General features: G+C 73.5%; 13 protein-coding genes. 10 read left to right on the forward strand and 3 right to left on the reverse strand.

Annotated features, from left to right (window positions below):
• Positions 1-54 precede the first annotated feature (54 nt).
• The 8 genes from AC3AQ1_RS15260 to AC3AQ1_RS15295 all read left to right on the forward strand — a co-directional run bounded on the left by AC3AQ1_RS15260 (position 55) and on the right by AC3AQ1_RS15295 (position 6,840).
• Positions 55-1,074, forward strand: coding sequence for a cell division protein FtsQ/DivIB (locus tag AC3AQ1_RS15260; RefSeq protein WP_108719690.1), 1,020 nt, complete (start codon positions 55-57; stop codon positions 1,072-1,074).
• A gap of 167 nt (positions 1,075-1,241) precedes the next feature.
• Entirely contained in the window at positions 1,242-2,516 is a 1,275-nt protein-coding gene (gene ftsZ, locus AC3AQ1_RS15265; RefSeq protein WP_108719691.1) for a cell division protein FtsZ, read from the forward strand.
• A 6-nt stretch (positions 2,517-2,522) separates the two neighbouring features.
• Complete coding sequence (locus AC3AQ1_RS15270; RefSeq protein ID WP_234417560.1) at positions 2,523-3,425, forward strand: laccase domain-containing protein; 903 nt, start codon at positions 2,523-2,525, stop codon at positions 3,423-3,425.
• Between the two features lie 53 nt (positions 3,426-3,478).
• Positions 3,479-3,928: a cell division protein SepF gene (locus AC3AQ1_RS15275; protein WP_108719692.1), complete on the forward strand. Its 450-nt coding sequence runs from the start codon at positions 3,479-3,481 to the stop codon at positions 3,926-3,928.
• A gap of 27 nt (positions 3,929-3,955) precedes the next feature.
• Positions 3,956-4,252, forward strand: coding sequence for a YggT family protein (locus AC3AQ1_RS15280; protein WP_370445296.1), 297 nt, complete (start codon positions 3,956-3,958; stop codon positions 4,250-4,252).
• Positions 4,253-4,415: 163 nt separating this feature from the next.
• Positions 4,416-5,075, forward strand: coding sequence for a DivIVA domain-containing protein (locus tag AC3AQ1_RS15285; protein WP_108719693.1), 660 nt, complete (start codon positions 4,416-4,418; stop codon positions 5,073-5,075).
• A gap of 125 nt (positions 5,076-5,200) precedes the next feature.
• Positions 5,201-5,920, forward strand: a complete 720-nt coding sequence (locus tag AC3AQ1_RS15290) for a signal peptidase II (protein WP_108719694.1) — start codon at positions 5,201-5,203, stop codon at positions 5,918-5,920.
• Positions 5,917-6,840, forward strand: a complete 924-nt coding sequence (locus AC3AQ1_RS15295; protein WP_108719695.1) for an RluA family pseudouridine synthase — start codon at positions 5,917-5,919, stop codon at positions 6,838-6,840. Before AC3AQ1_RS15290 ends, AC3AQ1_RS15295 begins: the two co-directional genes overlap by 4 nt.
• A 21-nt stretch (positions 6,841-6,861) precedes the next feature.
• On the opposite strand, the gene AC3AQ1_RS15300 is transcribed toward AC3AQ1_RS15295, so the two are convergent.
• Complete coding sequence (locus AC3AQ1_RS15300; RefSeq protein ID WP_108719696.1) at positions 6,862-8,301, reverse strand: cryptochrome/photolyase family protein; 1,440 nt, start codon at positions 8,299-8,301, stop codon at positions 6,862-6,864.
• 182 nt (positions 8,302-8,483) lie between these two features.
• On the opposite strand from AC3AQ1_RS15300, the gene AC3AQ1_RS15305 reads away from it, so the two are divergent.
• Positions 8,484-9,125 (forward strand): hypothetical protein, encoded by a 642-nt coding sequence (locus AC3AQ1_RS15305; RefSeq protein WP_108719697.1) that lies wholly within the window; start codon positions 8,484-8,486, stop codon positions 9,123-9,125.
• A gap of 12 nt (positions 9,126-9,137) precedes the next feature.
• Here the strand turns inward: AC3AQ1_RS15305 and AC3AQ1_RS15310 are convergent, their stop codons facing one another.
• The gene (locus AC3AQ1_RS15310; protein WP_108719698.1) at positions 9,138-10,280 is read right to left on the reverse strand and encodes a hypothetical protein; all 1,143 of its coding nucleotides are present in this window, start codon (positions 10,278-10,280) and stop codon (positions 9,138-9,140) included.
• A gap of 7 nt (positions 10,281-10,287) precedes the next feature.
• Positions 10,288-12,075: an ATP-binding cassette domain-containing protein gene (locus AC3AQ1_RS15315; protein ID WP_159096593.1), complete on the reverse strand. Its 1,788-nt coding sequence runs from the start codon at positions 12,073-12,075 to the stop codon at positions 10,288-10,290.
• A 94-nt stretch (positions 12,076-12,169) separates the two neighbouring features.
• Between AC3AQ1_RS15315 and dnaE the strand changes: the two genes are divergently transcribed.
• A complete protein-coding gene (dnaE, locus tag AC3AQ1_RS15320; RefSeq protein ID WP_108719700.1) occupies positions 12,170-15,745 on the forward strand; it encodes a DNA polymerase III subunit alpha in 3,576 nt (1,191 codons plus the stop codon).
• Positions 15,746-15,786: the final 41 nt, after the last annotated feature.

Below are 15,786 nucleotides of genomic sequence, written 5' to 3' on the forward strand. Positions count from 1 at the left end.
GGCGCGCCGGCCCCCGCACGGCCGGCCGTCGACGCTCGCACGGGCGACGACCTCGTGCTCAGCGAGGAGGAGCTCGCCGCCTGGAGCTCGGGGGAGTGGGACGACGCCGCCCCCACCGGCCAGATCGGCTCGCGCGCCCTGGTGACGTCCGCGCCCGCGGTCCGCCGCGTCGGCGGCCAGTCCCGCCGCGGCGGTGCCCGCGGCGACCGGCACGCCCGCGAGGCCGAGCCGGGCGGCGCCCTCCTCGGCGACGACGGTCGTGACGAGACCGGCGTGGACGACGCGGACGCCTGGTCAGACGCGGACGCCTGGTCCGACGCGGACGTCCCGGCGCCCGTCGAGACGCTCCAGGTCCGTCTGCAGGAGAAGCGCCGCGCGCGCCGGCGGGTCGCGGGTGTCCGGATCGCCGCCGGCGTCGGGGTGCTCGCGCTGCTCGCGGGGCTGGGCTGGGTGCTGCTCGGGTCCTCGTGGCTCGCGCTGCGCGCCGAGGACGTCGTCGTGGACGGCGCGGGACCGTACGTGGACGCCCCGGCTGTGCTCGCCGTCGTGACCGCGCAGGAGGGTGAGCCGCTCGCGCGGCTGGACACCGCGGGGATCACCGCGCAGCTCGAGGCGATGCCGGCCGTCGCGGAGGCGAGCGTCGTGCGCTCGTGGCCGCACGGCGCGACCGTCACGCTGGTGCCGCGCGAGGTCGTCGCCGTGTCTCTCGGTGCGGACGGCTCCGCCGCGTCGCTCGTCGCCTCCGACGGCGTCGTGGTGACGACCGTCGACCCGGACGCGGCGCCCGAGAACCTGCCCCGGATCACGGTGGACATGACGGACCCGGCGTCCGGCTCCGCCGTGACGGCCGTGCTCGACGTCCTCGCGTCGCTGCCGCCCGAGCTCCTCGGCCAGGTCGCGCAGGCCGGCGCCACGTCGCAGGACGACGTGACGTTCACCCTCACGAGCGGGGACACCGTGCGATGGGGGAGCGCGGAGGAGAACGCGCTCAAGGCCCAGGTGCTGCTCACGCTGCTGCCCGTGGACGCGTCCACGTATGACGTGAGCGCGCCCGAGGCCCCGCTCACCCGCTGAGCGAGCCTCCCTCCCACATCGACACGCGCGACACGCCCGCGACGGTCGTTGCTCACCGCGAACGCCCGACCTAGCGTCATCGACGTCAGAAAGTGACATAAGTATCACCCTCTACCTGAGGGTGAGGGTTGGTCGGCCGGCGGTCGGCACGGACGGAGGGATCACACGTGACGGCACCGCAGAACTACCTGGCGGTCATCAAGGTCGTCGGCATCGGGGGCGGCGGCGTGAACGCCGTCAACCGGATGATCGACGCCGGACTCAAGGGCGTGGAGTTCATCGCCATCAACACCGATGCCCAGGCGCTCCTCATGAGCGACGCGGACGTCAAGCTCGACGTCGGCCGGGAGCTGACCCGCGGGCTCGGCGCCGGCGCCGACCCCGAGGTCGGCAAGAAGGCCGCCGAGGACCACGCGGAGGAGATCGAGGACGTCCTGCGCGGCGCCGACATGGTGTTCGTGACGGCCGGCGAGGGCGGCGGCACCGGCACCGGCGGCGCGCCCGTCGTGGCCCGCATGGCGCGGCAGCTCGGCGCCCTGACGATCGGCGTGGTGACGCGCCCGTTCACGTTCGAGGGGCGCCGCCGGGCCACCCAGGCGGAGAGCGGGATCGACCAGCTGCGCGCCGAGGTGGACACGCTCATCGTGATCCCCAACGACCGCCTGCTCTCGATCAGCGACCGCAGCGTCTCCGTGCTCGACGCGTTCCGCTCGGCCGACCAGGTGCTGCTCTCGGGCGTGCAGGGCATCACGGACCTCATCACCACCCCCGGCCTCATCAACCTCGACTTCGCCGACGTGAAGTCGGTGATGCAGGGCGCCGGCAGCGCGCTCATGGGCATCGGGTCGGCGACCGGCGAGGACCGCGCCCTGCAGGCGGCCGAGCTGGCGATCTCCTCGCCGCTGCTCGAGGCGAGCATCGACGGCGCTCACGGCGTGCTGCTGTCCGTGCAGGGCGGCAGCGACCTCGGCATGTTCGAGATCAACGAGGCCGCGCGCCTCGTCCAGGAGGCCGCGCACCCCGAGGCGAACATCATCTTCGGAACGGTCATCGACGACACGCTCGGCGACGAGGTCCGCGTCACGATCATCGCCGCCGGCTTCGACTCGGGCACGCCCGAGCGGCGCCCGGCCGACCGGCGCGGGGTCGGGCAGGTCTCACGGCCGCCAGCCTCGGGCAACGGATCGGCCAACGGCGCCTCGAACGGGTCGGCCAACGGCTCCTCGACCGGGCACTCGAACGGCTCGTCGAACGGCTCCTACGCGAGCGCGGGCACGAACGCGGCGCCCGTGCCGGTGTCGGTGGACGAGCCCGAGATCCCCGTGACGACCGACGCCGAGCCGGTCGCGGTGGCGCAGACGCAGGCCTTCCAGCCGGTGCCGCACGTGCCGGTGCGCAACCGTCGCGACGAGGAGCTGGACGTCCCCGACTTCCTCAAGTAGGCCGACGTGACCGACGTCCGTCCCGGCGACGGCGGTCCGGGCCTCGCGGTGCTGGCGGCCGACCTCGGCCCCGGCGTGCGCGCGTTCTTCACCACGCGCCGCGGCGGGGTCAGCCGCCCGCCCTACGCGGGCGCCAACCTCGGCGCCGGCGTCGGTGACGACCCGGCCGCCGTCGCCGCCAACCGGGCCGCGGTGGCACGGGTGGCCGGCGCGCCGGTCACCTGGCCGCGGCCGGTGCACGCGGCCGACGTCGCGCTCGTCCTGCCCGACGGCGAGGCGCGCCTCGTGCACCCGGCCGGGGGCTCGCCGTCGCCCGGGTCGGCCGCGGCCGGGGCCGCCGACCTGCACGACGGCGAGCGCGACCTCTGGCTCGACCCCGCGGCCCCGCCGGTGGACGTCCTCGTGACCTCCTCGCCCGGCCGGGGGCTCGCGGCCCTCGCGGCCGACTGCGTGCCGGTGCTGCTGGCCGGCTACGACGCCGCGGGGCACGCCGTCGCGGTGGCCGCGGCGCACGCGGGGCGACGGGGGGTCGTCGCGGGCGCGGCGCCGGCGGCGGCCCGAGCGCTCGAGGCCGCGGGCGCGGTGCGGGTGCGCGCCGTCGTGGGCCCCGCGGTGTGCGGCGCGTGCTACGAGGTGCCTGCCGAGCTGCAGGAGGAGGTCTGCGCCGTCGAGCCCGGTGCCCGGGCGACCACGCGGGCGGGGGCGCCCGCGCTCGACCTGCCGGGCGCCGTCGTGCGCCAGCTCCTGAGCGCCGGCGTCGAGGTGAGCCGACTCGCGCTGTGCACGCTCGAGACCCCGTGGCTGTTCTCCCACCGCGGTGGTGCGCCGACCGGGAGGTTCGCCGGAGTCGTCGCGCTGCGACACGCCACGCCGTGGGATATCCCGCAGCGTCCTCCCGCCGCTCGGTAGCGTCCTGGACGGAAGGACTCGACGGGAGTCCCACGAGGAGGAAGTGGACGCCCATGGGAGCGCTGCGCAAGACGATGGAGTACCTCGGGCTGTCCGAGCCCGAGCGAGTCGACGAGGTGGAGTACGACGTGCCCGACGAGAGCTACGACGACATGGCTCTCGAGCCGGTCCACCACGCGCCGGTGACCCCGATCTCCGCCGCGCGCTCGGCCGCGCCCGGGGACCTGCGTCGCATCGCGACGGTGCACCCGCGCACGTACAACGACGCCAAGGTGATCGGCGAGAGCTTCCGCTCCGGCACGCCCGTGATCATGAACCTCACGGACATGTCCGAGGCCGACGCCAAGCGGCTCGTGGACTTCTCGGCCGGACTCGTGTTCGGGCTGCACGGCACCCTCGAGCGCGTCACGCCGCGGGTCTTCCTGCTCTCGCCCTCCTCGGTGGAGGTCGCGTCAGACACGTACTCGGCCGAGACCGGGACGCGCGTCTTCAACCAGAGCTGACCCGCGACCACCGGGTACGGTGACCGTGTGCTGACCCTCCTCGCCACGATCGCCTACGTGGTGGTCCTCCTGTTCGTGGTCGCGCTGCTCGTGCGGGTCGTGTACGACGTCGTGCAGATGGTGGCGCGGGAGTGGCGCCCGCGCGGGCTCGCGCTCGTGGCCGCCGAGGCGGTCTACACCACGACCGACCCGCCGCTCCGGCTGGTCCGCCGGTGGGTGCCGCCGCTGCGCCTGGGCGCCGTCGCGCTCGACCTGGCATTCCTGATCGTCATGTTCGTGGCCTGGATCCTGCTCCAGGTCCTCGGGGTGCTGGCGACGCGGTGAGCACCGCCCGGTCCTCGACCGCACCCCGCCTGTCCGTTCCCCACCCGTCCGACCACCGGACTCGCGGACGCTCCCGACGGCACCGCGCCTCCCCATCCGCTACCGTTGTCCGCGATCGACGCATGTGCGTGTGCGTGCGTCTCGACCCAACCGAGGTGACGATATGACGCTGCTGACCGCAGACGACGTGCTGAAGAAGACCTTCCAGACGACGAAGTTCCGGGAGGGCTACGACCAGGACGAGGTCGACGACTTCCTGGACGAGATCGTCAACACCCTCCGCGTCCTCCAGAACGAGAACGCGGACCTGAAGTCGCAGCTCGAGTCCGGCCAGGGCGCCCCCGCGGCGGTCGACGCCACCGAGGTCACCCCGGCGGTGCAGGACGAGGTGCCCGCGCCCGAGCCCGCCGTCCAGGAGGCGGCGCCGGAGCCCGAGCCTACGCCGGAGCCCGCTGCCGCCCCGGCCGCCGCGCTCGCCGCGACGTCCGGTGCCAGCGAGCCGGAGTCGGCCACGGGGATGCTCCAGCTCGCGCAGCGTCTGCACGACGAGTACGTGCGCAACGGCAAGGAGGAGGCCGACCGTCTGGTCTCCGAGGCGCGCGCCGAGGCCGAGCGCCTCATCGGCGAGGCGGAGAGCCAGCGCAACCGCACGCTCAAGCAGCTCGAGACCGAGCAGGCGACCCTCGAGCAGAAGATCGACGGTCTGCGCAGCTTCGAGCGGGACTACCGGATGCGCCTCAAGGGCTACCTCGGCACCCTCGTGGAGCAGCTCGACTCCCAGGCCAGCACCGTGGGCCTGGACGGCCCCACGCCGAAGCTCTGACGCTGCCCTGAGACGGCGCTGAGCCTGCCCCAGGCAGCACTGAGACGCCCACGCGCGTCGTCACGACGGCCCGGACCGCACCTGGTGCGGATCCGGGCCGTCGTGCGTGCGGCAGGATGTGACCGATGACTGATTCCACTCCGCGACGCCACGTGATGCTGCTGTGCGTCACCGCGCTCGTGACGCTCCTGCTCGACCAGGCGACCAAGGCGATCGCGCTCGAGCGCCTCGTCCCCGGCGAGCGCACCGACGTGCTCGGCTCGTGGCTCGGCTGGCGCCTCGTCTTCAACCCGGGCGCCGCGTTCTCCTTCGGCACCGGCGTGACGTGGATCTTCACGGTCGTCATGGGCGTGGTCGCGATCGCGGTGCTCGCCGGTGCGCGCCGGATCTACTCCCGCCCCTGGGCGTTTGCGCTCGGCGCGCTGCTCGGCGGCGCGATGGGCAACCTCGTGGACCGGCTCGCGCGTGAGCCGGGCTTCGGCGTCGGGCACGTCGTCGACTTCATCGACTACGGCGTCTTCATCGGCAACGTCGCCGACATCGCGATCGTCGGCTCGGCGCTGCTCATGGTGCTGCTCTCGCTGCTCGGGTACGGCTGGGACCGGCCGGGCCGGCTCCCGCACGAGCGAGACGACGCGTCCGACGGCGAGCCCGACAGCGCGTCTGACGGCGAGCCCGACCCCGCCCGGGAGGGCGACGAGCCGACCACGCCCGACGGCGAGCGGTCGCCCTCGCGGGGCGCCATCGCCGGCTCGAGCGCTTTGGCGCCCGACGGCGAGCGGTCGCCCTCGCAGGTCGGCGTCGCCGACACCGAGCGTCCCGCGCCGAACGGCTCGCCGGCGTGAGCGAGGCCCTGGCGCTGCCCGTTCCCGACGGCCTCGTCGGCGAGCGCGTCGACGTCGCGCTGGCGCGGCTCATGGGGCTCTCGCGCTCGCGCGCGGCACAGCTGGCCGACGACGGGGGCGTGCGCCTGGACGGCCGCATCCTGGGCCGGTCCGACCGTGTCACGGCGGGCTGGCTCGAGGTGGAGCGGCCCGAGCCGCCGGCGGCGGTCGTGGCCGAGCCGGTCCTCGTCGAGGGCATGCGGATCGTGCTCGAGGACGACGACCTCGTGGTGGTCGACAAGCCCGTGGGCGTCGCGGCCCACCCGTCACCGGGCTGGACCGGTCCGACCGTGGTGGGCGGCCTCGCGGCCGCGGGGGTGCGGGTCTCGACGTCGGGCGCTCCCGAGCGGCAGGGCGTGGTGCACCGGCTCGACGTCGGCACGTCCGGCCTCATGGTGGTCGCGAAGAGCGAGCACGCCTACACCGTGCTCAAGCGCGCGTTCAAGGAGCGCACGGTCGAGAAGACCTACCACGCGCTCGTCCAGGGCCACCCGGACCCGTCGGCCGGAACCGTGGACGCCCCGATCGGCCGCCACCCGAAGCACGACTGGAAGTTCGCCGTCGTGGCGTCGGGCAAGCCGTCCGTGACGCACTACGAGACGCTCGAGGCGATGCCCGCGGCGAGCCTGCTCGAGATCCACCTCGAGACCGGCCGCACCCACCAGATCCGGGTGCACTTCTCCGCGCTGCGGCACCCGTGCGTGGGCGACGTGACCTACGGCGCCGATCCGGTGCTCGCACGCCGGCTCGGCCTGAGTCGGCAGTGGCTGCACGCCGTGCGGCTGGGCTTCGAGCACCCGACCACCGGGTTCCCGGTCGTGGTGACGTCGCAGTACCCGCCGGACCTCGCCCACGCGCTCGAGACGCTGCGGTCGGCCTAGGCGCGCACCTGGCCGGCTTCGTCACCGGCGCCCGTACGCGTCGAGCGCGACCTTGCGCTCGACGGCGTGGTCGAGCATGCGCTCGGGGTAGCCCGCGGGTGTCTCGCGCAGCCGCCACGGCTCGTGCACCACGGCGCCGGGGACGTCGCGCAGCTCGGGCACCCAGCGACGGACGTAGTCCCCGTGCGGGTCGAACTTCGTGCCCTGCGTGACGGGGTTGAAGATGCGGAAGTAGGGCGCGGCGTCCAGGCCGGTCCCGGCGACCCACTGCCAGTTGTGCTGGTTGGAGGCGAGGTCGCCGTCGAGCAGGTGGCGCATGAAGTGGCGTGCGCCGCGCTGCCAGCGCACGTGCAGGTCCTTGACGAGGAAGGACGCCGTGACCATCCGGACGCGCCCGTGCATCCAGCCCGCCGCGGCGAGCTGGCGCATCCCGGCGTCGACGAAGGGGTAGCCCGTGCGGCCCGCGGCCCACGCCTCGAGGGCGGCGTCCTCGTCCACGCCGTCCACCCAGGCGTCCTCGGGCACGACGGCGTGCAGGGACGTCCGCGCGGACGTCGGGGTGTGCCAGAGCGCGTCCGCGAAGAACTCGCGCCAGGCGAGCTCGGAGCGGAAGGAGGCGACGCCGTCGTGCATCCCGCTGGAGCGTCGCCCGTCCTGCCCGAGGCGTGTGAGGTCGGCCAGGAGCGTGCGGGGGTGGATCTCGCCCCAGCGCAGCGCGATCGACAGGCGCGACGTGCCGGCCAGGTCGGGGCGGTCGCGGTCCTGCTGGTAGCGGTCCAGCCCGTCGTCTTGGAACTCCTCCCACAGCGCACGCGCGGCGCCCTCGCCCGCCTCGGGCACGTCGACGTCGGGGCGCGCCGCGAGCGCACGGGTGCCCTCGCCGTCGGCCGCACCGCCCGCCCCGCGCGGCGGCTCGAGCCAGCGCACGCCGTCGGGAGCGGGGACCGGCGCACGCCAGCCGTGGTCGAGCCACGCGGCGCGGAACGGGGTGAACACCCGGTACGGCTCGCCGTCGCCCTTGCGCACCCGCCCGGGCGCGACGGCGTACGGCGACCCCGTGCGCACGAGCCGCCGGTCCTGGGCGGTGAGCGCCTGCTCGACCGCGTCGTCCCGGGCGGCGCCGTACGGCGCGAAGTCGGCCGCGACGTGGACCTCCTCGGCTCCGACTCTGTTCGCGACACGCGGAACCTCCACGACCGGGTCACCGGTCACGACGGCGAGCCGGCCACCGGCGTCCTCGATCGCCTCGGCGAGGGCACGCAGGGAGTCGTGGAGGTAGGCGCGGCGCGGCGCGCCGGCGCGCGAGAGCAGGTGCGGATCCAGCACGTAGAGGGCGAGAACCTCGCGCTGATCGCCCGGTGCGCCCGGTTCCCGGGTGCCCAGCCGACCCGCCGCGGCGAGCAGGGCGGGGTTGTCCGCGAGCCGCAGGTCGCGGCGGAACCACATCACGGTGCGCGCCATCGCACGACCCTACGTCGGGTGGCGAACCTCACGCGCGGACGGCGCCGACGTGCGGGCCACGCACAGGCGGCGGTGGCACCCTGGAAGGAGCGGCCCGGCCGTGGGACCCTCGCGGCCCGGTCCGACCGATGCTCCCGACCCGCGATCCGCGGGGGACGATCCCCCCGCGCCCGAGGTGATCCATGACCGCAACCGCCGACCTTCCCGCCCTGCTCGACCCCGCCGCCCTGCGCCGGGGTGCCGCCGTCACGACGGCCGTCAACCGGTACGCCAGCGCCACGCCGGCCCCGATGGTGGTCGCGTCCGACACGCTGTGGACCGCCGTGCCGCCGCGCTGGCAGCGCGGCATGGGCCGCTTCCGCGTGACGCCTCGCGCCGCCGACACCGCACCGGTGCCCCCCGGCGGAGGAGTCGGCGTGCTGGTCCTGCGCTCCGTCGGCCGACCCGTGGACGTCGAGGAGCTCGAGCGGGTGCTCGCGCAGTACCCGCCCTACGGCCCGGACAACCCCCCGCCGATCTTCCGGCTCCCGCTCGACCCCGACCGGTCGCGCCCGCTCGGGTGCGCGACGCGTGAGCCGGGGATCCGGTTCGAGCTCGTGCCGCTGTCGCGGCCGCTGATCGCCTACCAGGCCGCCCGGACGGTCGTGGACCGCGGGACGGCCGCGGCCCGCCGGCAGCCCGCGGAGCGGGCGCGGCGGGCCGGCGACGCCGAGGCCGCGCGCCGTGAGCTGCTCGCGGCGCTCGGGTCGGACGGCCGCGGCGACGTCGAGATCCGCCTCACCGTCGCCGAGGCAGAGGAGCTGACGCGCCGGCTGGCGGGCTGACGCCGCCGGGCCTCACCCCGGCGCGCCGGCCGGCGTCCGTGCGGCGCCGGACGGCACGTCCGAGCGCACCTCGACCGAGCCCGCCCGGCGCAGGCGGCGCAGCTCGAAGACGTCGTACAGGCTCGCGACGAGCGTGATGACGTACGCGAAGACCAGCGCGTCCACCCAGCCGAGCGCACCCCGCCGGCCAGCCACGAGGTCGGCGAACACGACGAGTGCCGCCGCCGTGAGGGCGAACGCGACCAGGGCGCGCGCCCACGTCGGCAGCGACGCCCGCACGAGGCGCCGGGTCACGTCGAGCGCGGCCGTGGCCAGCACCACGAGCCCGACGACGAGCACGACCCGCGACACCGGCGCCGAGACCCCGGGGTAGACCTCGGCGAGGATCGCGGTGAGCAGCGCCGCGAACACGAGCTTCTCCACGAGCGCGAGGTTCCACATCGAGCCGCGCGGTCCGACCTCGCGAACCGGGCGCCAGCCCGTGCGCTCGGCCACGACGTCGGCGTCGAACGTCACCGACCAGTCGGGCCGAGGCAGCCGCGGGAGTCCCCACCGGGCGAGCACGCCGAGCGCGGCGACGAGGGCGGCGATCACGGCCCACGTCCACGGCCAGGTGGACGTGACGCGGGTGAACTCGTCCGTGAAGTCGAGCTGGGCCACGTGGATCCACCACTCCTGGGGGAGCTTGACGACGATCCAGATCGTGGCCACCGTCAGCACGAGCGCGCGACGGGACAGCCGCACGGGGGACCAGCGGGTGCGTGCCACCTCGAGCGCGATGAACGCGTACTCGAACGTGTTGGGGAACACCATGAGGAGCCAGCGGGCGCCGGTCAGCTCGAACGCGAGCACGCCGACGAGCCGGTAGTACCAGAGCCCCGCCAGCAGCGCGACCGGGAATCGTCCGGGCCAGTTGCGCCGCACCGCGAGGTACGCGATCGCCAGGTAGTAGACGTCCAGCGCCTTGTCGTAGGACTGGTAGAAGCCCATGTCGATCGACGTGAACGAGGAGAAGATGCCGCCGTCCACGCCGTCGATCACCATCGCGGCCAGCACCGTCGGCAGCGGGAACCGGGGGATGAGCAGCGGCACGAGCAGCCGCGCCGCCAGGACGAGGCCGAAGACGACCGCGTCCGGCGTCGAGAGTGCGTTCACGCGCCGATCATGGCAGCGCGCGGTCGGTCACGCCCGACTCGTCCGCCGCCCCGGCGAGCTGGTTGCGGAACAGCCGCGAGAACGGGCCGTCGGCGGCCACGAGCGCACGGTAGGAGCCGTGCTCGACGACGCGTCCGCCGTCGAGCACGTAGATCCGGTCCACGGCGCGAAGTGTCCAGGCGCGGTGGGACACGAGCACCGTGATCCGCTCCTCCTTGCCCGCGACGAGCCGCTCGAGGATGGCTTCCTCGCTCTCGGCGTCGATCGCGGAGGTCGGCTCGTCGAGCACCCACACCGGCGCGTCCCGCACGGCCACGCGCGCCACGCTGAGCCGCTGCCACTGCCCGCCCGACAGCGTGGTCCCGTCCCACTGCTCCCCGAGCTGGGTGTCGAGGCCGTCGGGCAGCGAGCGCACGAGGTCGGTGAGCCCGGCGAGCTCGAGCGCGCGCCACAGCGCCTCGTCCGGCACGGCGTCGTCCGGGGAGCGCCCGAGCTGGAGGTTCTCGCGCACCGTGAACTCGTAGCGCTCGTACTCCTGCACCATCGTCGCGAACCGGCGCAGCCACGGGCGTTGGCCCACCTCGTCGGGGCCCAGCCCGTCGAGCGTCACCGTCCCGGCGTCCGGCGTGAGCAGACCCAGCAGCGCGTGCAGCGCCGTGGTCTTGCCGGCGCCGTTCGCGCCGACCAGCGCGACGACCTCACCGCGCCGTGCCTCGAAGGCGACGTCGGCCACGGCCGGCGCGGCCCGTCCCGGGTAGGTGTGCGTGAGGCCCCGGACGCGCAGCTCCTCGATGCCCGACGGCGAGGGCCGGGTCGCGCCGTCGTCGTCCGTGAGCGGGACGCCGGCGAGGAAGTCGGCAATCTCGGTGACCTGCGGCGCCGCGCTGAGCACGCGGCCGATCTGGACGCCGGCCATCCCGACCGACGCGGCGGCCCCCGTGACACCCGTGACGCCGGCGACCGCGACGGGGGACAGGTCGGTGCCGACCAGGAGCGCCACGAGCGCCCCCAGCACGAACACCGTGGACACGGCGCCGACGATCCAGTCGGAGGCGAGCTCGCGGCGCGACAGCCGGATGCGGTGCCCCACGAGGTCGCGCCACAGCCGGCCGTGGCGGGCCGCGACCGCGTCTCCCGCGCCGAGGGTCGCGAGCTCGACCGCCGAACGCTGACGCACCAGCAGGTTGCTCAGGTAGCGCTGGCGGCCGAAGATCGGCCCGACCACGTCCCAGTACCGCCGCCACACGCCCGCGAGGAGTCGACCGGCGATCAGCGCCGGGACGAGCGCGAGCACGGTGAGCAGGGCGGCGAGCCTCGAGAAGGTCGCGAGCGCGGCCACCACGGCGATCGTGGCGACGACCGACTCGATCGCGCCGACGAGCTGCCCGTACAGGTACTGCGCCGAGGCGTGGGCGACCTCCACCTGCTTCTGCAGCCGCGCCGTCGTCTCCGCGCGGGCGAGGTCGCGCGGCGGGGTGCGGGCGGCGCGCAGCATGAGCTCGCGCTCGAGGTCGGCGATCACGGTGTGATCGGCGTCCACCCGCAGCGTGGTGGCGACGGCGCGCACCGGGTTGGCCAGGCCGACGATCGCGACGATGACGAGCAGCGGGGCGAGCACGTCGCGCAGGGTGTGCTCGCCGTCGAGCCGCTCGACGAGGGTGGCGAGCGCGAGCACCTGCAGCGCCGGCACGAAGGCGAGCAGCAGGGTGACGACGGCGGACACCATGACCCGGGGCGGCGAGGCCCGCCAGGTGCGGGCGACGACGAACCGGATCCCGCGGGCTGTGTCGCGCATCGAGCCACCGTAGGTCGCCGCACCCACACGGCGTCCAGGGAAATGCCTCGGGCGTCCCCCCGGGACGCCCCGGACCCGACCTAGGATCGAGACCATGCCGGACGCCGTGGGAACCCCTGGGAAAGACTTCGTCCACCTCCACGTGCACACCGACTACTCGATGCTCGACGGCGCCGCGCGCGTGCCCGCTCTCATCGCGGAGGTGAAGGCGCAGGGCCAGGGCGCCGTGGCGATCACCGACCACGGCTACCTCTTCGGGGCGTACGACTTCTGGAAGCGAGCGCGCGCCGAGGGCGTCAAGCCGATCATCGGCCTCGAGGCCTACGTCACCCCCGGCACGGCCCGCCAGGACCGCACCCGGGTGCGGTGGGGCGAGCCGCACCAGAGGGGCGACGACGTCTCCGGTGGCGGCGCGTACACCCACATGACGCTGTGGTCGGAGAACACCCGCGGCATGCACAACCTGTTCCGGCTCGGGTCGCTCGCGAGCCTCGAGGGGTACTACTTCAAGCCGCGGATGGACCGCGAGCTGCTCACGCGGTACTCCGAGGGGCTCATCGCGACGTCCGGCTGCCCGTCGGGCGAGGTCCAGACCCGGATCCGGCTGGGGCAGTGGGACGAGGCGGTCCGCGCGGCCGCCGAGATGCAGGACATCTTCGGCAAGGAGAGCTACTTCATCGAGCTGATGGACCACGGGCTGGACCTCGAGACCCGCGTGGTCACGCAGCTCATCGAGCTGTCCCGGCACATCGGTGCGCCCCTGGTGGCGACGAACGACCTGCACTACGTCAAGGAGGAGGACGCCGCCGCCCACGAGATGCTGCTCGCGGTGCAGTCCAACTCGCTCCTCAAGGACCCCACGTACGAGCAGGGCGGCAACCGCTTCGCGTTCACGGGCGACACCTACTACGTGCGCTCCAGCGCCCAGATGCGCAGCCTGTTCGCCGAGCTGCCGCAGGCGTGCGACAACACGCTGCTCATCGCCGAGCGGTGCGACGTCACGTTCACGGAGCAGGTGGGCAAGTACATGCCGCACTTCCCGGTGCCGCCGGGCGAGGACGAGATCTCGCTGTTCGTCAAGGAGGTCGAGCAGGGCCTCGTGCACCGGTTCGGCGAGAACGTGCCCGAGGAGGTGCGCAAGCAGGCGGCCTACGAGATCGAGGTCATCACCTCCAAGGGCTACGCCGGCTACTACCTCGTGGTGGCGGACTTCATCAACTGGGCCAAGGACCACGGGATCCGGGTCGGGCCCGGGCGTGGCTCCGGTGCCGGGTCGATGGCGGCGTACGCGATGAAGATCACCGAGCTGGACCCGCTGGCGAACGGCCTCATCTTCGAGCGGTTCCTCAACCCCGAGCGGATGAGCCTGCCCGACTTCGACATCGACTTCGACGAGCGCAGGCGCGGCGAGGTGATCCGCTACGTGACGGAGAAGTACGGCGAGGAGAACGTCGCCTCGATCGTCACGTACGGCACGATCAAGGCCAAGCAGGCGCTCAAGGACGCCGGCCGCGTGCTGGACTACCCGTTCGCGATGGGGGACCGGCTGACGAAGGCGATGCCGCCCGCGGTGATGGGCAAGGACATCTCGCTCAGCGGCATCTTCGACCCGCAGGACAAGCGCTACGCCGAGGCTGCGGAGTTCCGCGCGCTGTACGAGGCCGACCCGGACGCCCGCAAGATCACCGACCGCGCGAAGGGCATCGAGGGGCTCAAGCGCCAGTGGGGCGTGCACGCCGCGGGGATCATCATCTCCAGCGAGCCGCTGCTCGACGTCATCCCCATCATGCGCCGAGAGGCCGACGGCGCGATCATCACCCAGATCGACTTCCCCGCCGGGGAGGACCTGGGCCTGGTGAAGATGGACTTCCTCGGGCTGCGCAACCTCACGATCCTCGACGACGCGCTCGAGAACATCGTCGTCAACGGCAAGGACCGGCTCGTCATCGAGGAGGTGCCGCTCGACGACGCCCCCACCTACGCGCTGCTGGGCCGGGGCGACACGCTCGGGGTCTTCCAGCTCGACGGCGGCGGGATGCGCACGCTGCTGCGGCAGATGCGCCCGGACAACTTCGAGGACATCTCCGCCGTCGGCGCGCTCTACCGGCCCGGCCCGATGGGCGCGAACTCGCACACGAACTACGCCCTGCGCAAGAACGGCCTGCAGGACATCGAGCCGATCCACCCCGAGCTGGCGACCGCGCTGGCGGACGTGCTCGGTCCCACGTACGGACTCATCGTGTACCAGGAGCAGGTGATGGCGATCGCCCAGCACCTGGCCGGCTACACGCTCGGCGAGGCCGACCTGCTGCGGCGCGCGATGGGCAAGAAGAAGAAGGAGATCCTCGACAAGGAGTACGTGCCGTTCTCCACCGGCATGAAGAAGAACGGCTTCTCCGAGGCGGCGATCAAGACCCTCTGGGACATCCTCGTCCCGTTCTCCGACTACGCGTTCAACAAGGCGCACTCCGCGGCCTACGGCCTCGTGTCCTACTGGACGGCCTATCTCAAGGCGAACTACCCGACCGAGTACATGGCCGCGCTGCTGACCTCGACGCGGGACGACAAGGACAAGTCGGCGGTCTACCTCAACGAGTGCCGTCACCTCGGGATCACGGTGCTGCCGCCGGACGTCAACGCGTCCGCCGGGACGTTCACCCCGGTCGGCCAGGACATCCGGTTCGGGATGGCCGCGGTGCGCAACGTGGGTCAGAACGTCGTCGACGCGATCGTCGCGGCGCGGGAGGAGAAGGGCGAGTTCACCTCGTTCACGGACTTCCTGGACAAGGTGCCTGCCGTCGTCTGCAACAAGCGCACGATCGAGTCGCTCATCAAGGCGGGCGCGTTCGACTCGCTCGGACACACCCGGCGTTCGCTCCTCCTCGTGCACGAGCAGGCGGTCGACGCCGTGATCGGGGTCAAGCGCAAGGAGGCCGAGGGTCAGCTCGACCTGTTCGCCGACCTCATGGGCGGGGGCGGGGGACCGGGCGGCACGTCGGCCTTCGCCGTGACGGTGCCGGACCTGCCGGAGTGGGACAAGAAGCAGAAGCTCACCTTCGAGCGGCAGATGCTCGGGCTCTACGTGTCCGACCACCCGCTCGCCGGGGTCGAGCACGTGCTCACGTCCGCGGCGGACGTCTCGATCGCCACGCTGCTCGCCGACGAGCACCGCCCCGACGGGTCGATGGTGACGATCGCCGGCCTGGTGACCTCCGTGGCCCTGAAGATCTCCAAGAACGGCAACCCGTGGGCCGCGGTCACGATCGAGGACCTCGAGGGCAGCGTCGAGGTGATGTTCTTCGGCGAGACCTACGTCGCGTACTCCACCGTGCTGGCCGAGGACGCCGTGGTGGTGCTCAAGGGACGCGTGCGGCGTCGGGACGAGGCCATCTCGCTGCAGGCCCAGGAGCTCTCGCTGCCCGACCTCACGACGGCGGACACCGCCCCCATCACGCTGCAGCTCGCCGAGATGCGGTGCACCGCGCCCCTGGTGACGCGGCTGCGTGAGGTGCTCGAGTCGCACCCGGGCGGGACCGAGGTGCATCTGCGGATCACTCAGCCCGGGCGGGCCACCGTGATGCGGCTCGAGGACACGCTGCGGGTGGAGCGCTCCTCCGCGCTGTTCGGCGACCTCAAGGCGCTGCTCGGGCCGAACTGCCTCGCGTCCTGACGTCGCACCTGACGTCGCCCGGGCGGGCGCTCAGGTCGGCG

The sequence above is a fragment of the Miniimonas sp. S16 genome (assembly GCF_057748195.1).